Annotated in this window: 15 protein-coding genes and 2 tRNA genes; 2 read left to right on the forward strand and 15 right to left on the reverse strand. The window is 44.8% G+C overall.

The features are described from left to right. Nucleotides 1-152 precede the first annotated feature (152 nt). The 14 genes from pnp to rlmE all read right to left on the reverse strand — a co-directional run bounded on the left by pnp (nt 153) and on the right by rlmE (nt 15,137). On the reverse strand, nt 153-2,288 hold the full coding sequence (gene pnp, locus F7Y48_RS07470) for a polyribonucleotide nucleotidyltransferase (RefSeq protein ID WP_316682993.1): 2,136 nt from the start codon (nt 2,286-2,288) through the stop codon (nt 153-155). Between the two features lie 292 nt (nt 2,289-2,580). Next, nucleotides 2,581-2,850 carry a 30S ribosomal protein S15 gene (gene rpsO / locus F7Y48_RS07475; RefSeq protein ID WP_005380094.1) on the reverse strand — a complete coding sequence of 90 codons (270 nt, stop codon included), beginning with the start codon at nt 2,848-2,850 and terminating at the stop codon, nt 2,581-2,583. Between the two features lie 141 nt (nt 2,851-2,991). Beyond that, the gene (gene truB / locus F7Y48_RS07480) at nt 2,992-3,945 is read right to left on the reverse strand and encodes a tRNA pseudouridine(55) synthase TruB (RefSeq protein WP_316682994.1); all 954 of its coding nucleotides are present in this window, start codon (nt 3,943-3,945) and stop codon (nt 2,992-2,994) included. Then, complete coding sequence (gene rbfA, locus F7Y48_RS07485) at nt 3,945-4,340, reverse strand: 30S ribosome-binding factor RbfA (RefSeq protein WP_005380087.1); 396 nt, start codon at nt 4,338-4,340, stop codon at nt 3,945-3,947. Before rbfA ends, truB begins: the two co-directional genes overlap by 1 nt. A 114-nt stretch (nt 4,341-4,454) precedes the next feature. Then, nucleotides 4,455-7,163, reverse strand: coding sequence for a translation initiation factor IF-2 (infB, locus tag F7Y48_RS07490; RefSeq protein ID WP_012841448.1), 2,709 nt, complete (start codon nt 7,161-7,163; stop codon nt 4,455-4,457). A gap of 21 nt (nt 7,164-7,184) precedes the next feature. Next, entirely contained in the window at nt 7,185-8,672 is a 1,488-nt protein-coding gene (nusA, locus tag F7Y48_RS07495; RefSeq protein WP_316682995.1) for a transcription termination factor NusA, read from the reverse strand. 36 nt (nt 8,673-8,708) lie between these two features. Further along, nucleotides 8,709-9,164 (reverse strand): ribosome maturation factor RimP, encoded by a 456-nt coding sequence (gene rimP / locus F7Y48_RS07500; protein ID WP_005394659.1) that lies wholly within the window; start codon nt 9,162-9,164, stop codon nt 8,709-8,711. 225 nt (nt 9,165-9,389) lie between these two features. Beyond that, a tRNA-Met gene (locus tag F7Y48_RS07505) sits at nt 9,390-9,466 on the reverse strand. Nucleotides 9,467-9,522: 56 nt separating this feature from the next. Further along, nucleotides 9,523-9,606 (reverse strand) — tRNA-Leu (locus F7Y48_RS07510). Between the two features lie 16 nt (nt 9,607-9,622). Next, nucleotides 9,623-9,961: a preprotein translocase subunit SecG gene (secG, locus tag F7Y48_RS07515; RefSeq protein ID WP_005394661.1), complete on the reverse strand. Its 339-nt coding sequence runs from the start codon at nt 9,959-9,961 to the stop codon at nt 9,623-9,625. Nucleotides 9,962-10,182: 221 nt separating this feature from the next. Next, complete coding sequence (gene glmM / locus F7Y48_RS07520) at nt 10,183-11,523, reverse strand: phosphoglucosamine mutase (protein WP_005394663.1); 1,341 nt, start codon at nt 11,521-11,523, stop codon at nt 10,183-10,185. 19 nt (nt 11,524-11,542) lie between these two features. Next, a complete protein-coding gene (gene folP, locus F7Y48_RS07525; protein WP_065645530.1) occupies nt 11,543-12,373 on the reverse strand; it encodes a dihydropteroate synthase in 831 nt (276 codons plus the stop codon). A gap of 52 nt (nt 12,374-12,425) precedes the next feature. Then, complete coding sequence (ftsH, locus tag F7Y48_RS07530; RefSeq protein WP_085342669.1) at nt 12,426-14,399, reverse strand: ATP-dependent zinc metalloprotease FtsH; 1,974 nt, start codon at nt 14,397-14,399, stop codon at nt 12,426-12,428. 108 nt (nt 14,400-14,507) lie between these two features. Then, complete coding sequence (gene rlmE / locus F7Y48_RS07535) at nt 14,508-15,137, reverse strand: 23S rRNA (uridine(2552)-2'-O)-methyltransferase RlmE (RefSeq protein WP_005388985.1); 630 nt, start codon at nt 15,135-15,137, stop codon at nt 14,508-14,510. A 138-nt stretch (nt 15,138-15,275) separates the two neighbouring features. Here rlmE and yhbY point away from each other — a divergent pair, with 138 nt between their 5' ends. Next, entirely contained in the window at nt 15,276-15,572 is a 297-nt protein-coding gene (yhbY, locus tag F7Y48_RS07540) for a ribosome assembly RNA-binding protein YhbY (protein ID WP_005380066.1), read from the forward strand. A gap of 84 nt (nt 15,573-15,656) precedes the next feature. On the opposite strand, the gene greA is transcribed toward yhbY, so the two are convergent. After that, the gene (greA, locus tag F7Y48_RS07545) at nt 15,657-16,130 is read right to left on the reverse strand and encodes a transcription elongation factor GreA (protein WP_005380065.1); all 474 of its coding nucleotides are present in this window, start codon (nt 16,128-16,130) and stop codon (nt 15,657-15,659) included. Between the two features lie 544 nt (nt 16,131-16,674). On the opposite strand from greA, the gene F7Y48_RS07550 reads away from it, so the two are divergent. Continuing rightward, nucleotides 16,675-17,697 carry a porin gene (locus tag F7Y48_RS07550; RefSeq protein ID WP_316682996.1) on the forward strand — a complete coding sequence of 341 codons (1,023 nt, stop codon included), beginning with the start codon at nt 16,675-16,677 and terminating at the stop codon, nt 17,695-17,697. Nucleotides 17,698-17,856 lie beyond the last annotated feature (159 nt).

The raw sequence follows: 17,856 nt of genomic DNA on the forward strand, positions 1-17,856 counted from the left end.
AAAATTTATTTCTCTTAATGCAATATAGGCGATAACCTTGTTTGAGGTTAATGCGTCGAAATAAACCAAAAAAAGGGGAGCGAAAATGCTCCCCTTTTATAACATGCTTTCAGGCCCTTAATCTAATAAAAGGCTGAAAGTCTCATTTTGTCTTACTCGTCTTTCGCAGCTGGTGCTTCAGCAGCAGCTTCTTCAGCTGGCTTTTCTACCGCTTCTTTCATGCTTAGACGTACACGGCCTTGGCGGTCGATTTCAAGAACTTTAACTTGAACTTCTTGGCCTTCAGCTAGGTAGTCAGACACTTTCTCAACACGTTTTTCGGCGATTTGAGAAATGTGTACGAGACCATCTTTGCCTGGAAGAACCGTTACGAATGCACCGAAGTCAGCTAGACGTGCAACTTTACCCGTGTAGATACGGCCAACTTCAACTTCAGCAGTGATCTCTTCGATACGGCGGATAGCTTCTTTCGCAGCAGTGCCTTCAGTTGCAGCAATCTTGATAGTACCGTCGTCTTCGATTTCAATAGTTGTACCAGTCTCTTCAGTTAGAGCACGGATAACTGCACCACCTTTACCGATAACGTCTTTGATCTTCTCTGCGCTGATCTTCATCGTATGAATACGAGGAGCAAATTCAGAGATGTCTTCACGAGCACCAGAGATTGCTTCATCCATTACAGATAGGATGTGCTTACGTGCGCCTTGAGCTTGGTTAAGCGCAATTTGCATGATTTCTTTAGTGATGCCTTCGATCTTGATGTCCATTTGAAGAGCAGTGATACCAGTGTTAGTACCTGCTACTTTAAAGTCCATATCACCTAGATGGTCTTCGTCACCAAGGATGTCAGAAAGAACAACGAAGTCGTCGCCTTCTTTAACAAGGCCCATTGCGATACCCGCAACAGAAGACTTGATTGGCACACCTGCGTCCATAAGCGCAAGAGACGTACCACATACAGAAGCCATTGAAGATGAACCGTTAGATTCAGTGATTTCCGATACAACACGTACTGTGTATGGGAACTCATCTACTGATGGCATTACTGCTGCGATACCACGTTTAGCCAGTTTACCGTGGCCGATTTCACGACGCTTAGGAGAACCTACAAAACCAGTCTCACCTACACAGTATGGAGGGAAGTTGTAGTGCAGTAGGAAGTGATCTTTACGCTCGCCTGTTAACTCATCAATGATTTGAGCATCACGCTGAGTACCTAGAGTTGCCGTCACGATAGCCTGAGTTTCACCACGAGTGAATAGCGCGCTACCGTGTGTGCGAGGAAGAACACCAGTGCGTACATCTAGTGCACGAACCATGTCTTTTTCACGGCCATCAATACGAGGGTTACCCGCGATGATGCTACGACGTACGACTGTTTTCTCTAGATCATGGAAGATAGTGTGAATTTCTTTTGTATCCGCTTCAGGATCTTCAGCAAGAAGAACTTCATTTACTTCCGCAGCGATCCCATTGATACGGTCGTAACGAGCCATCTTCTCAGTGATTTTGTAAGCCTCAACAAGCTTCGCTTCTGCTAGCTCAGCAATCTTATCTTTAAGTGCTGTGTTTTCTTCAGGAGCAACCCAATCCCAAGCAGGAGTTGCTACTTCTGCTTTGAATTCGTTGATAGCTTTGATAGCAACTTGTTGTTGATCATGACCGTAAACAACCGCTGCTAGCATTTCTTCTTCAGTTAGGTTGTCCGCTTCTGATTCAACCATCAGTACGGCTGACTCTGTACCTGCAACAACAAGGTCAAGCTTAGAAGTTTCTAGTTCAGTTTGGCTAGGGTTAAGTACAAGCTGACCATCGATATGACCAACACGCGCCGCACCGATAGGGCCGTTGAATGGAATGCCAGAGATAGCAAGAGCAGCAGAAGTACCGATCATTGTAACGATATCTGGCTGAACATCTGGGTTTACAGACATTACTGTCGCGATAACCTGAACTTCGTTTTTAAACGCGTCTGGGAATAGCGGACGGATTGGACGGTCGATTAGACGAGCTGTTAGCGTTTCGCCTTCAGAAGGACGACCTTCACGCTTGAAGAAACCGCCTGGGATTTTACCCGCAGCGTAAGTACGCTCTTGGTAGTTAACCGTTAGTGGGAAGAAGTCTTGACCTGCAACGGCTTCTTTTTTACCTACAACAGATACGAATACAGACGTATCATCCATTGTGACCATAACTGCTGCTGTAGCTTGACGTGCAATAACGCCAGTTTCTAAAGTAACTGTGTGGTTACCGTACTGGAACGTTTTAACAACTGGTTTTTCGAACATTGTTATTCCTTGTTTCTAATCTTCCTTTAGTGCTTAAAGAAATCTTAGATGTGTTAATTGACACTCAAGGCATTACGAATCGCGACTAGTAAAAAGAAACTCGGAAATTCCTTTTGAATAGTCGCGACCTTTTGGTCGACGTGGTTGACTGTAATGCTATGAGCTTTTGAGAAAACCTCTTACGAGGTTTAGCCGCCAGTATTATAACGGCATAAGTCTAATTTGGCTAAATTTAGGCAACAAAAAAGGGGCATAAAGCCCCTTTTTAGACAAACTGCTATGCAGTCGCTGATTAGCGACGTAGGCCTAGACGTTTGATTAGGTCTTGGTAGCGAGCTAGGTTTTTACCTTTTAGGTAATCTAGAAGCTTACGACGACGAGAAACCATGCGTAGAAGACCACGACGGCTGTGGTGATCGCCTTTGTGCGCTTTGAAGTGACCTTGTAGGTGGTTGATAGAAGCTGTAAGTAGAGCTACTTGAACTTCTGGTGAACCAGTGTCGCCTTCGCCTTGTGCGTATTCTGCAACGATTGCTGCTTTAGTTTCTGCATTCAGAGACATAATTCTCTCCTAATAAGAGTAGGTTTAAAGTTGTAGCAGCCAATCTCTGATTCAGCCGCTACGCGAAGCGCGGATTATAGGGAAATTTCCTATCTCGTGCAATATAAAAATACCGACACTCAGGTCGGTATTTTCAATCATTTACTTGGATGCGACGTCATCTCGGAACACGACCAATCGCTTAGGAGCGATTTTACCATCTTCGTTCATTTCGCCAACGCCAATAAACAAACGCTCTTCACCCATGGTAAGGCGAAGTGAGCCTTCGGTAGGCGCACCAAATACTTGAACAGGTTGCCCATGCTGAACCATATCCGCCAGTTCAGGCACGAAGTTGACTTCTGGTAAGTCTTCTACCGCTGTATCCATTGGTAACAGCAATGGGTCCAGTAGTTCTCGAGGAGCGCGTTCTTCACGGTGTGCTTGCTCTAGTAACTCATTCAGTTGCTCAAGTGTCACCATCTTCTCGTAAGGGTATTTTGCAACACCAGTGCGTCGAAGCATAGTTACGTGCGCACCACAACCTAACATTTCGCCTAGGTCATCCACGATGGTACGAATGTAGGTGCCTTTTGAGCAATGAACTTCCATCTCGACTTCATCGCCTTCAAAACGGTGAAGAACAATCTCGTATACCGTGATCTTACGAGATTCACGCGGAACTTCGATGCCTTTGCGAGCGTATTCATACAAGGGTTTCCCTTGATATTTCAACGCTGAAAACATGGAAGGTACTTGATCAGATTCGCCACGGAACTTCTCAATGCACGCTTCTAGCTTGTCTAACGTAACATCGATTGGACGTGTCTCTACGACTTCACCATCCGAGTCAGACGTGTTGGTACGTTCACCAAGCTTTGCGATCACACGGTAACGTTTATCAGAATCTAGAAGAAACTGAGAAAACTTCGTCGCTTCACCCAAGCAAATTGGCAGCATGCCTGTCGCTAATGGGTCCAAGGCGCCAGTGTGGCCCGCTTTCTCAGCAAAGTAGATTCGCTTTACTTTTTGCAGTGCATCATTGGAAGAGATGCCTGTTGGTTTGTCCAACAGTATAACGCCATTAATTGGACGACCTTTACGACGACGAGCCATTATTCTTCGTCCTCACGACCAGAATCTTTTTGCTTTTGTTTGTCTGAACTAACGACTTCAGACACTAGGTTAGACATACGCATACCTTCAACAAGCGTATTGTCATAGTGGAAGCGGATTTCTGGCGTTAAACGTAGACGAATGCGCTTACCTAACATCATGCGAATGTGCACTTCGTGCTCGCGTAGTGCTGCTAGACATGATTCTGGTGTTTGCTCGCCCACACATAGGAAGGTCACAAATACTTTTGCGTAAGCTAGGTCACGAGAGACTTCTACGTCTGAGATCGTCACCATGCCAAGGCGAGAGTCACGAACTTCACGTTGAAGGATCATCGCTAGTTCTTTTTGCAGCTGCTGTGCAACGCGCTGCGTGCGGCTAAATTCTTTTGACATATCTTTACTCTTATATAGAAAGAATGGGGGGTTGGTCAAAGCCAGCCCCCCATGGTGTATTCAACAACCAATTACTACTTATCTTTCAAAGACAATATTAGTAATTTTAGTCAATTAGTCTAGAGTACGTTTAATTTCAACGATTTCGAAGACTTCGATTTGGTCACCAACGCGAACATCATTGTAGTTCTTAACGCCGATACCACATTCGTAGCCATTCTTAACTTCTTGAACGTCATCTTTGAAACGACGTAGTGACTCTAGTTCACCTTCGTAAATAACAACGTTATCACGTAGTACACGGATTGGGTTGTTACGCTTGATCACACCTTCTGTAACCATACAACCAGCGATAGCACCCAGTTTCGGTGACTTAAACACGTCACGAACTTCAGCAAGACCAATGATCTCTTGCTTGAATTCTGGAGCAAGCATACCACCCATTGCTTGTTTCACTTCGTCAATCAATTGGTAAATGATTGAGTAGTAACGTAAGTCAACAGCTGCGGCTTCAACAGCACGGCGAGCAGAAGCATCTGCACGAACGTTAAAGCCAAGGATGATAGCGTTTGAAGCTTCCGCTAGTACTACGTCAGTTTCCGTAATACCACCAACACCAGAACCAACGATGTTCACTTTAACTTCGTCAGTAGATAGCTTAACTAGTGAGTCTGCGATTGCTTCTACAGAACCTTGAACGTCTGCTTTAAGTACAACGTTAAGTTCAGCAACTTCACCAGCAGTCATGTTAGAGAACATGTTCTCTAGTTTAGATTTCTGCTGACGAGCAAGTTTCACTTCACGGAACTTACCAGCACGGTAGTTAGCTACTTCACGCGCTTTACGCTCGTCACGAACTACTGTTGCTTCATCACCTGAAGATGGTACACCTGAAAGACCTAGGATCTCTACAGGGATAGATGGGCCAGCCGAAGTGATTTCTTTACCTAGCTCATCACGCATTGCACGAACACGGCCGTATTCTTGACCACAAAGAACGATGTCGCCTTTGTTTAGTGTACCTGATTGAACAAGTACTGTTGCAACTGGACCACGACCTTTATCTAGGCGAGATTCAACAACAACACCAGATGCCATGCCTTCAGCTACAGCTGTAAGTTCAAGAACTTCAGACTGAAGAAGGATTGCTTCTAGAAGACCATCGATGTTTGTACCCTGTTTAGCAGAGATGTGAACGAACATGTTCTCACCGCCCCACTCTTCAGGAATAACGTCGTATTGAGCAAGCTCGTTCTTAACGTTATCAGGGTTCGCGTCTTCTTTATCGATCTTGTTCACAGCAACAATTAGAGGAACGCCTGCCGCTTTCGCGTGCTGAATCGCTTCTACTGTTTGTGGCATTACGCCATCGTCTGCTGCAACTACAAGAACAACGATATCTGTCGCTTGAGCACCACGAGCACGCATTGCAGTAAACGCTGCGTGTCCAGGAGTATCAAGGAACGTGATCATGCCGTTGTCTGTTTCAACGTGGTACGCACCAATGTGCTGAGTAATACCACCCGCTTCGCCAGAAGCAACGTGTGTGCGACGGATGTAGTCAAGTGTTGACGTTTTACCGTGGTCAACGTGACCCATGATAGTAACAACTGGAGCACGTGGAACTGCTTCCGCGTTAGTGTCACGGTCAGATAGTACCGCTTCTTCCAGTTCGTTCTCTTTACGAAGAACTACTTTATGGCCCATTTCTTCAGCAACAAGTTGTGCTGTTTCTTGGTCGATCACTTGGTTGATAGTCGCCATAGCGCCCATCTTCATCATTACTTTGATAACTTCTGTCGCTTTAACCGACATCTTGTTAGCAAGTTCTGATAGAACGATCGTTTCGCCAATTACAACGTCTTGCTTAGCTACCGTTGCTGACTTATCAAAGCCATGCTGCATTGAAGTCGGTTTAGCAAGTTTGCCTTTACGACCTCTACCGCCACGTTGGTTGTTACGGCCACCGCGAGCTTGGTCGTCTTTACCTGAAGCTTTTTTCTTCTTACGACGACCGCTCTCTACTTTGCGATCTGCTTCATCTTCGGCTTCACGTGCGTATTGTGAAGTCGTTACATGGTAATCTGTATCTTCCATATCACCCTTTTTCTCTTCTGCAGCAGACCAACGCTCTTTATTCTTTTCAGCCAATTCGCGAGCTTCTTCAAGCTTGCGCTGACTTTCCTCTTCAGCCTTACGCTTAGCTTCTTCTTCCTGACGACGTTTAAGCTCGTCGGCCTCTTTTCGCGCTGCTTCTTGCTTAATTTTCTCTTCAGCATCACGCTTTGCTTTTTCTTCAGCATTACGTTGTGCATTCGTATCTACGTCTCGCTTCGCTTTTTCTTCAGCTTCACGTTTCGCTTTTTCTTCCGCTTCACGTTTTGCAGCTTCTTCAGCTTCACGTTTTGCAGCTTCTTCAGCTTCACGTTTTGCAGCTTCTTCTGCTGCACGTTTTGCTGCTTCTTCTGCTTCACGTTGTGCTGCTTCTTCAGCTTCACGTTTCGCTTCATCTTCAATTGTGCTGCGCTTCACGTATGTACGTTTTTTGCGCACCTCAACCTGAACATTCTTACTCTTGCCACCACCCGCGTTCACACTAAGTGTACTACGAGTTTTACGCTGAAGCGTAAGGCGAGTCGGCTCTGAATCACCTGATTTATCACCGTGTTCTTTCTTTAAATGAGAGAGAAGCTTCTGCTTCTCTTCATCAGTAACATTGTCAGAGCTCGCCTTTTTAATGCCAGCGTCAGCAAGTTGTTCAATCAAGCGGTCGACTGGCGTACCAATCTCATCACTCAGTGCTTTAACTGTTAATTGTGTCATGCCGCTTCCTCCTTGCCGAAATTATGCTTCTTCGCCGAACCAACAGATGTTACGTGCGGCCATAATTAGCTCACCTGCACGTTCTTCGGTCAGGCCTTCGATACCTTCTAAATCGTCAATACCTTGGTCAGCAAGATCTTCCAGTGTCGCTACACCTTTCGCTGCCAATTTAAATGCCATCTCACGCTCAAGACCTTCAAGTGCAAGCAGATCTTCAGTTGGTTCTAGACCTTCAAAAGACTCTTCTTGTGCTAGTGCGATCGTCGTTAGTGCATCTTTTGCACGTCCACGAAGCTCTTCGATTAGTTCTTCATTCAAACCATCGATTTCTAGTAGCTCGTTAACAGGCACGTATGCGATTTCTTCTAGCGTTGAGAAACCTTCTTCAACAAGAAGTTGAGCGAAGTCTTCTTCAATATCTAGGTACTTCATGAAGTTTTCAATAGATGCTTGTGATTCTTCAGCGTGTTTCTTCTGAAGATCAGCAACTGTCATAACATTCAGTTCCCAACCTGTTAGTTGAGATGCTAGACGCACGTTTTGACCGTTACGACCGATAGCTTGCGCTAGGTTGTCAGCTTCAACTGCGATGTCCATTGAGTGTGCATCCTCATCAACGATGATAGAAGCAACATCAGCTGGCGCCATTGCGTTGATAACGAATTGAGCTGGGTTATCATCCCAAAGCACAATATCGATACGCTCACCACCAAGTTCGCCAGAAACAGCTTGTACACGAGCACCACGCATACCAACACACGCACCTACAGGGTCGATACGTTTGTCATTTGTTTTGACAGCGATCTTAGCGCGAGAACCAGGATCACGTGCCGCGCCTTTCAACTCGATAATATCTTCAGCGATTTCAGGCACTTCAACACGGAATAGTTCTGCCAGCATTTCAGGCTTAGAACGAGTGATGAACAGTTGGAAACCACGTGCTTCTGGCGCGACTTTGTAAAGAAGACCACGAACGCGGTCGCCTGGACGGAAGTTTTCACGAGGAAGTTGGTCATCACGTAGGATTACCGCTTCAGCGTTGTTACCAAGGTCAAGTACGATTGTGTCGCGGTTTACTTTTTTCACAACGCCAGTGATTAGATCACCTTCATTGTCGATGAACTGCTCAACGATTTGTGCACGTTCAGCTTCACGAACTTTTTGTACGATAACTTGCTTAGCCGTTTGAGTCGTAATACGGTCAAACGTTACTGATTCGATTTCGTCTTCTACGTAGTCGCCAAGCTCGATTGAGTCATCTTCGTACTGTGCTGCTTCTAGTGAGATCTCTTTTGTAGGGTTCTCAACATCATCAACAACTAACCAACGACGGTAAGTCACAAACTCACCAGTTTTACGGTCAATGGCAACACGTACGTCGATTTCGATTTCGTATTTTTTCTTTGTAGAAGTTGCTAGAGCAATCTCAAGAGCCTCAAAGATACGCTCACGAGGTACCGCTTTTTCGTTCGATACCGCTTCTGCTACCGCTAAAATTTCTTTACTCATTGTATTTAGCCTCTAAGCTTAAACTTTTTTAGGGAACTAAAATTTAGGGATCAGGTTAGCTTTGGAAATGTTACTTAGAGCAAACTCTTCTTGCTGACCGTCTACAGTAATTGTCACTGTTTCGCCATCAACGCCGTGGATAATACCTTTCCACTTACGACGGTTTGCTACAGCCATTTTCAATACGATGCTGACCTCGTGACCAATAAATTGCTCGTAATGTGCTGCTTTAAAAAGTGGTCTTTCTAAACCTGGAGAAGACACTTCTAGGCTGTAAGCAACAGAAATTGGATCTTCAACGTCTAAAACCGCACTAACTTGGTGGCTAACTTCTGCACAGTCGTCCACGTTAATACCATTTTCATGGTCAATGTAGATGCGTAACGTTGAGTGCGCGCCTGCACGAATGAATTCTAATCCAACCAACTCATAGCCTGATGCCTCTACTGGTGCTTCAAGCATTTCAGTAAGTTGTCTTTCTAAACCAGTCATTTAACCACTCCAGAAACAAAAAAAGGGCTCAGAGCCCAATCAAAAAACCAAGCAGTCTCTGAGCTATTTCAAAAAGCTCAGATAACAAAAAACCCCGATAGTCGGGGTTTTATGCTGCTGGACCCTGATACGTTAAGAATAGCCAACAAATGCTTCTCTTAACTCGCAGTGTGGTTAGCACTACGCAAACTTGCCAATCTACGATTTCTTCTTAAAGAAAGAGATTGGTTGCGGGGGCCGGATTTGAACCGACGACCTTCGGGTTATGAGCCCGACGAGCTACCAAGCTGCTCCACCCCGCGTCCGACTTGCTGAGCATTATACTCGCAAACAAGTGATTTACAAGTTTGTAAATACATGGTGCCGAGAGAGGGACTCGAACCCTCACACCTAAGGCACTAGCACCTCATGCTAGCGTGTCTACCAATTTCACCATCTCGGCATCAAAACCTTACAGCTTATTGAGGAATTTCATCACCCGCAGGGGCTGGAACTTCACTCGCTGCATCCTTAACTTGTTCAACAACTGGTTGACCTAATGTTGGGTCTACCCATTGTGATTCAATCTTGTGCGTAGACATACGACCAAGCAACAAGCTAACGATAAAGAATACGGTTGCTAAAATAGCAGTTGTTCGGGTTAAGAAATTACCTGAGCCGCCAGCACCAAACACTGTGTTTGAAGCACCAGCACCGAACGAGGCTCCCATATCTGCGCCTTTACCTTGTTGAATCAACACAAGGCCAATCACACCAAGCGCTGCCAACAGGTAAATCACAAGTAGAACTGAAAACATTTTTTCCACCTATGTTCCAAATTGTTGAGCCAGCGCCGTTCAAGAGAATAAATCATAATTGAACAAGGCTAGCGACCTCCTAACGGGAGGCGGAGCAATACTAGCGAAAGCCGGTAACGCTGACAAGGGAAAATTAGTAAAAAATCAATGCCAATGCGCTAAGCGCTCAAAAAAAGGGCAAAAGATGCCCTTTTCATTCACCGCACACTTTAACGCAATGATTAACAACTTGCTTTTACAGCTTCGGCAATTTTCAATGCAGAGCTTTGAACTAGCTCGCCATCCTCACCTTCCACCATAACGCGAATCAAAGGCTCTGTGCCAGATTTACGCAGCAATACACGTCCTTTATCACCCAGCGTCGCTTCTACTTCGGCGACGGCGTTTAGTACTGCTTGAGCTTCAAGAGGATTACTTTCCCCTGCAAAGCGGACATTTTCTAGAACCTGAGGATACAACGTCATGCCTTGCGATAGCTCATGCAAAGACATATCACTGCCAACTACAGAAGCAAGTACTTGCAGTGCTGCAACAATCGCATCGCCCGTGGTGACTTTATCTAATAAGATCACATGGCCTGAGTTTTCAGCACCAATTTTCCAGCCTTTTTCTAGCAGTTGTTCCATGACATAACGGTCACCAACTGCGGCACGTACGAATGGAATGCCTAGCTGCTTTAAGCCATTTTCCATGCCCAAGTTAGTCATCAACGTACCAACTACACCACCCTTTAGCTCACCACGACGAAGAGCATCACGAGCAATAATGTAAGCAATTTGGTCGCCATCGACTTTGTTGCCAAGGTGGTCGACCATAATGATACGGTCACCATCACCATCAAATGCTAAACCAAGGTGCGCTTGCTCTTCAACGACACGCTTTTGAAGCGCACGAACATCTGTTGCGCCCACTTCTTCATTGATGTTGATGCCGTTAGGCTCTACGCCCATTGCAATAACTTCTGCGCCAAGCTCTTTGAAGACATTTGGAGCAATGTGGTACGTTGCACCGTGCGCACAATCTACCACGATTTTAAAGTTTGCAAGACTCAATTCAGATGGGAAAGTACTCTTACAGAATTCGATGTAACGGCCAGCAGCGTCATTTAGACGAGTGGCTTTACCAAGTTCTGCAGACTCAACACATTCAATGTCTTTATCCAGTTCAGCTTCAATCGCCAACTCTATATCGTCAGGTAGCTTAGTACCTTCAGAAGAAAAGAATTTAATGCCGTTGTCGTAATATGGGTTATGCGATGCAGAAATCACAATCCCCGCCTCTGCGCGGAAAGTTTGAGTTAAATATGCCACTGCTGGAGTTGGCATTGGACCAGTAAATGTTGCTTTAAGTCCCGCTGCCGCAAGGCCTGCTTCTAATGCAGATTCAAGCATATAACCGGAGATACGCGTATCTTTACCTATAATAACTTTCTTTGTGCCTTGTTTTGCTAGTACACGACCAGCAGCCCAGCCAAGCTTAAGTACGAAGTCCGGAGTGATTGGGTATTGTCCTACTTTACCGCGCACACCGTCAGTACCAAAGTAACGTCTTTTATTCGACATAAACTTTCCTTTATTATTTTTAAATATTGTTTTTCGTCATCTCAACAACTTTCATTGCTTCGATTGTCTCTTCAAAGTCATGCACACGAATGATCTGCGCGCCTTTCATTGCTGCAATCGTAGCGCAAACGACACTCGCATTTGTACATTCAGCCGCTGGCTTATCCAACAATTTAAAAATCATTGACTTACGAGACATGCCAGCCAAAATTGGCAGGCCGAATTCATGAAACTTTTCAAGATGAGCGAGCATATGATAATTGTGTTCTATCGTTTTGCCAAAGCCAAACCCAGGATCGAGAATCAGTTGAGATTTATCAATCCCTGCTGCTTCACATGCCGCGATACGTTCTTCTAGAAAGGCAGATACGTCGCTCATCAAATCATCATAATGAGGTGCAACTTGCATGGTTCTAGGTTGACCTTTCATATGCATCAGACAAATTGGAAGCTTTGCTTCTGCTGCGACTTCGAGAGCACCAGGTTCTTGCAAAGATCGAATGTCATTGATCAAATCTGCACCAGCATCAATAGCTTGACGCATAACTTCCGCTTTACTGGTATCGACCGAAATCCACACATCGTACTTTTCACGAATGGCCTTGATTACTGGGACAACACGTCGAAGTTCTTCTTCTAAAGACACATCTGGCGCGCCAGGCCTTGTCGACTCCCCACCAACATCAACAATGCTTACACCAGCCTTTATCATTTTATCAACTTGAGCAAGGGCGAGTTCAATCGAGTTGTATTTACCACCATCCGAAAAGGAATCCGGAGTCACATTTAGAATGGCCATAACATGTGGACGGGAAAGATCTAAAGATTTGTTATTTGCTGTAATCATCATCATAAACACAAAAACCCCGAGATAACTCGGGGTTTATTATTATCAACACTCTTTATTCAGAGTCTTTCTTTTCAGGCGCTTCGCTAGAAGTCGCTTCTGAAGAGCTAGACTTTTCTGCATCTTTCGCAGCGTCCGTTGCTTCTTCTTTAACTTCTGGCTTTGCTTGAGGCTTCTCGCTGTCTTCAGGTTTGCTAGTTGAGTTATCACTCCAACCCGCAGGCTCACGAATTTCAGCTTTGCGCTCCATTAAATCATCAATTTGACGAGCATCAATGGTTTCATACTTCATCAGCGCATCTTTCATCGCATGCATGATATCCATGTTTTCTTGAAGAATCTTCTTCGCACGGTCATAGTTGCGGTCAATGATCTGACGAACTTCATCATCAATCAACTTCGCCGTATCGTCAGATACATGCTTAGTCTGAGTCACGCTACGACCAAGGAACACCTCACCTTCATCTTCTGCATACAGTAGAGGACCAAGCTTTTCAGAGAAACCCCATTGAGTAACCATCTTACGAGCAATATCAGTTGCACGTTCAATATCGTTTGACGCGCCTGTTGAGACTTTATCAGCACCGTAGATGAGTTCTTCCGCTAGACGACCACCGTACAAGCTAGAGATCATAGACTCTAGATGCTGGCGAGACATGCTGACACGGTCTTGCTCCGGTAGGTACATAGTCACACCCAACGCGCGACCGCGTGGAATGATCGACACTTTGTACACTGGATCGTGCTCAGGTACTAAACGACCAACAATTGCGTGACCTGCTTCGTGATAAGCCGTTGACTCTTTTGTCTCTTCAGACATCACCATTGAACGGCGCTCGGCACCCATCATGATTTTGTCTTTCGCTAATTCGAATTCAACCATAGAAACGTTACGCTTGTTACCGCGCGCAGCAAATAGCGCCGCTTCGTTGACTAGGTTTGCTAAATCAGCACCAGAGAAGCCTGGTGTACCACGAGCGATTAGAGAAGGCTCTACGTCACCTGCTAGAGGAACTTTACGCATGTGTACTTTTAGAATCTGCTCACGACCACGTACATCTGGCAATCCAACCACCACTTGGCGGTCAAAACGACCAGGACGTAGCAATGCTGGGTCAAGAACGTCTGGACGGTTAGTAGCAGCGATTACGATGATACCTTCGTTACCTTCGAAACCATCCATCTCTACTAGCATTTGGTTTAGTGTTTGTTCACGTTCATCGTGACCACCACCAACACCAGCACCACGCTGACGACCTACCGCATCGATTTCATCGATGAAGATAATACAAGGCGCTGCTTTCTTAGCTTGTTCGAACATGTCACGTACACGAGATGCACCGACACCCACAAACATTTCTACGAAATCTGAACCCGAGATGGTAAAAAACGGTACTTTTGCTTCACCAGCAATGGCTTTCGCTAAAAGCGTTTTACCAGTACCGGGAGGACCTACCATTAACACACCAGTAGGAATCTTACCGCCCAGTTTTTGGAAGCGGCTTGGATCACGCAAGTAGTCCACCAGCTCTTTCACGTCTTCTTTTGCTTCGTCACAACCTGCAACGTCAGCAAAGGTGGTCTTGATTTGCTCTTCGCTCATCATTCGAGCTTTACTCTTACCAAAAGACATGGCGCCTTTACCGCCGCCGCCCTGCATTTGACGCATGAAGAAAATCCATACACCAATCAGTAAGATCATTGGGAACCAAGAAATGAAAATAGTACCAAGCAAGCTCTGCTCTTCTGGAGGCGTGCCCTGTACTTTCACGTTTTGGTTAATTAGGTCATCTAGAAGCTTTTGGTCATACACTGGCATGTAAGTGACCATTTTGGCACCGCCGCCACGACGAACAAAGCTAATTTCACCGTCTTTAAAAGTTGCTTCTTGAATCTGGCCTTGGCCAACTTCCTGTACAAACGTGGTGTAATCCACGGTTCTGCCATTGCTTTCTCCAGGGCCAAAGCTCTGGAATACCGACATCAATACGACGGCGATAACAAGCCACAGAATTAAATTTTTTGCCATGTCACTCAAGGTGTAAGCCTCTCGATAACTAATTGTAATTAAAGGTAGGGTACTACAGTTCATTCACTGTAGCTATAGTGTTAACTCGCTCTCAAGAGAGCAAAATGGTTAACCTTTGTAACCAGTGGCTACAACAAAGACTTCTCGAGAGCGAGCTCGCGATGAGTCTGGTTTTCTAATTTTTACGGCTTTAAACATGTCTCGGACTTCTTTCACATACTGATCGAAGCCTTCCCCCTGGAAAACCTTTACGACAAAGCTACCATTAGGCGCTAGAACTTGTCGACACATATCTAAAGCCAATTCAACTAAATACATAGCACGAGGTTGGTCAACAGAGTTATTTCCCGCAATATTAGGTGCCATGTCAGACATTACTACGTCTACCATTGAAGGTTGGATTCTTTCTAGCAAAGCTTCCAATACAGCATCATCGCGAAAGTCGCCTTGTAAAAAGCTGACACCCGCAATCGGGTCCATAGGAAGCAAATCACACGCAATGATCTGACCACTGTCTCCTACTATCTTAGCAGCATATTGAGACCACCCGCCCGGTGCCGCACCCAAATCGACGACTGTCATCCCAGGCTTTAACAATTTATCTTTCGTTTGAATCTCATCGATCTTGAAATAAGCACGTGAGCGATAGCCTTTTTTACGAGCCTCATTCGCGTATTTATCATCAAAGTGTTCTTTCAACCAACGACCAGAACTAGCCGAATGTTTTTGTTTACTCATTTTAATCCCAACAAGGCGCAAATTGGAGCTATTGTTTTAATAGGCGCTACCTATTACTCAATAAATTATAGTCTTCAGCAATAGATGGCGTTAAAATAGCTTTTTTCAACCCTTATTTTAAAGAAAATTGGCCGCGTAATGAACCTAAGCACCAAACAAAAGCAGCACCTTAAAGGCCTAGCTCACAGTTTAAAACCTGTCGTGCTAATGGGCGCAAATGGACTTACAGAAGCCGTGCTAGCAGAAATTGAAATCGCTCTTAACCATCACGAACTGATCAAAGTAAAAGTTGCTTCAGAAGATCGTGAAACAAAACAGCTAATCATCGACGCTATCGTACGTGAGACGGGCGCAGAAAAAGTTCAGACTATTGGTAAAGTGCTTGTGCTGTACCGCCAGTCTGAAGAGCGTAAAATCGAAATCCCTCGTAAGTAATTCTACTTACGTTGCTGAAGAAAAAAGGTCGCCATTGGCGACCTTTTTGCGTTTTATTGGAGTAACAAAATTACTCTCAACGACTTAGATGTATTCTACTCGATCGATTTCGAAGTCTTTCGCGCCACCCGGAGTTTGAATAGCAACCTCATCGCCTTCCATCTTACCGATCAAGCCACGAGCAATTGGTGAGCTTACTGAAATACGGCCAGCTTTAATGTCTGCTTCGTCATCACCAACAATTTGGTATGTTTTTTCTTCTTCGGTGTCGATGTCAATCAAGGTTACGGTTGAACCAAAAATAACTTTACCCGTGTTCTCCATCTTCGTTACATCAATTACTTGAGCAACTGACAGTTTGTATTCAATGTCACGGATTTGTGCTTCACAGATACCCTGCTCTTCTCGAGCGGCGTGATATTCTGCGTTCTCTTTTAAATCACCTAACTCACGAGCTTCAGCGATTGCCTCTGAAATTTGAGGACGTAGTTTAAGTAGACGATCGAGTTCTGCACGTAGCTTTTGCTCGCCACGTAGTGTCATTGGAACTTTTTCCATTTTATAACCTCAAGCCCAAATGGGTCTTTGGACAAAAAAAGCCCACCCTGCCATAGGGCTGGGTAGTGCGCTTAAAGATGTATTTCATTTAGTGTAAACAAACTCCCGGACGAAATCATCTTAATTCGAAACGCTGTAAGACTATGCCCTTTCGGCATAATGATATAAGTCACTTTTAGAACGATTCTAGAGTGCATCACTGTCGCAATTTGTTGAAAAACAACACTGTTCATTACACCAAAAACATCAAAAAAGATAAAAACTAATCAATGTCAGACGAATGTTATAACCACAAAATCCCATTTAAAACAAAAAGTTAAATCAAAAACCAGACCAATCGAACAGTGTTCATCGATACGATTTATATCATTTTACTAACTCATACGGAAACTTTAGCAGTAAAACATGTCCAGCGAGTTGTTAGATCAAAGGCTTACAAGGGCGAATTATACCGCTCATTGGCCGATTATAGACCAACAACTTGTGAGAGATTACCTCTCCCCCATACAACAATGATTATGGACAGCTAACTAGGACAAATAAGATGAAAAAGACTCTAATTGCTCTTTCTGTATCTGCAGCAGCTATGGCAACTGGCGTAAACGCAGCTGAACTTTACAACCAAGACGGCACTTCTCTAGAAATGGGCGGCCGTGCTGAAGCACGTCTATCTATGAAAGATGGCGACGCTCAAGACAAATCTCGCATCCGTCTAAACTTCCTTGGTAAACAAGAGATCAATGACAACCTATACGGTGTTGGTTTCTGGGAAGGTGAATTTGAGACTGCTCAAAACGGTACTGTAGACGGCGACGACAAGAGCGATCTAGAAACTCGTCTTGCTTACGCTGGTCTTGGCGGTGCTTACGGTGAGTTCGCATACGGTAAAACTGAAGGTGCACTAGGCGTTATCACTGACTTCACAGATATCATGGCTTACCACGGTAACTCTGCAGCAGACAAACTAGCTGTAGCAGACCGTACAGACAACATGATGGCTTACAAAGGTCAATTCGAAAACCTAAGTGTTAAAGCAAGCTACCGCTTCGCTGATCGTATGGAAAACAAAAACACTGGTGAGTACTACGACAACAAACAAGACGGTTACTCTCTATCTGCAATCTACGCTCTAGCTGACACTGGTCTTGAGCTAGGTGCTGGTTACGCAGATCAAGACGAAGCAAACGAGTACATGCTAGCTGCATCTTACACAATGTCTGATCTTTACTTCGCTGGTATCTTCACTGACGGCGAGAAAATGGAAGACTCAAACAACCGTAACACAGTTGATTACACTGGTTACGAGCTAGCGGGTGCTTACACTCTAGGCCAAACGGTATTTACAACAACGTACAACAATGCAGAAACTAACAACGAAACTTCTGCAAACAACTTCGCTGTTGATGCTTCTTACTACTTCAAGCCTAACTTCCGTGGTTACATTTCTTACAACTTCAACCTGATTGACGCAGGTGACAAGTTTGGTTCAACTGACACGAACAAAACAGTTGCAACTAAGATCGATGCTGAAGACGAGCTAGCTCTAGGTCTACGTTACGACTTCTAATTCCGGTCTTTGACTAGAATATCGAATGCCCGCTTCAAGCGGGCATTTTTTATACTCCATTTTAAGCCGCGCGCCTTTCTCTCATGTCTCATTCCTGATGACATATAAAGCATTTCTTTAGTTACCTAGCATATTGAAAGGACTTGCGTATACTCAATC

It is taken from the genome of Vibrio sp. 2-1-2a (genome assembly GCF_032648565.1).
GTDB lineage: Bacteria > Pseudomonadota > Gammaproteobacteria > Enterobacterales > Vibrionaceae > Vibrio > Vibrio diabolicus.

Coding starts and splice junctions, on each gene's coding strand:
- pnp (WP_316682993.1), bottom strand. CDS start 2,288: ATGTTCGAAAAACCAGTTGTTAAAACGTTCCAGTACGGTAACCACACA.
- rpsO (WP_005380094.1), bottom strand. CDS start 2,850: ATGTCTCTGAATGCAGAAACTAAAGCAGCAATCGTTGCAGAATACGCA.
- truB (WP_316682994.1), bottom strand. CDS start 3,945: ATGGCTCGTCGTCGTAAAGGTCGTCCAATTAATGGCGTTATACTGTTG.
- rbfA (WP_005380087.1), bottom strand. CDS start 4,340: ATGTCAAAAGAATTTAGCCGCACGCAGCGCGTTGCACAGCAGCTGCAA.
- infB (WP_012841448.1), bottom strand. CDS start 7,163: ATGACACAATTAACAGTTAAAGCACTGAGTGATGAGATTGGTACGCCA.
- nusA (WP_316682995.1), bottom strand. CDS start 8,672: ATGAGTAAAGAAATTTTAGCGGTAGCAGAAGCGGTATCGAACGAAAAA.
- rimP (WP_005394659.1), bottom strand. CDS start 9,164: ATGACTGGTTTAGAAAGACAACTTACTGAAATGCTTGAAGCACCAGTA.
- secG (WP_005394661.1), bottom strand. CDS start 9,961: ATGTTTTCAGTTCTACTTGTGATTTACCTGTTGGCAGCGCTTGGTGTG.
- glmM (WP_005394663.1), bottom strand. CDS start 11,523: ATGTCGAATAAAAGACGTTACTTTGGTACTGACGGTGTGCGCGGTAAA.
- folP (WP_065645530.1), bottom strand. CDS start 12,373: ATGATGATTACAGCAAATAACAAATCTTTAGATCTTTCCCGTCCACAT.
- ftsH (WP_085342669.1), bottom strand. CDS start 14,399: ATGGCAAAAAATTTAATTCTGTGGCTTGTTATCGCCGTCGTATTGATG.
- rlmE (WP_005388985.1), bottom strand. CDS start 15,137: ATGAGTAAACAAAAACATTCGGCTAGTTCTGGTCGTTGGTTGAAAGAA.
- yhbY (WP_005380066.1), top strand. CDS start 15,276: ATGAACCTAAGCACCAAACAAAAGCAGCACCTTAAAGGCCTAGCTCAC.
- greA (WP_005380065.1), bottom strand. CDS start 16,130: ATGGAAAAAGTTCCAATGACACTACGTGGCGAGCAAAAGCTACGTGCA.
- F7Y48_RS07550 (WP_316682996.1), top strand. CDS start 16,675: ATGAAAAAGACTCTAATTGCTCTTTCTGTATCTGCAGCAGCTATGGCA.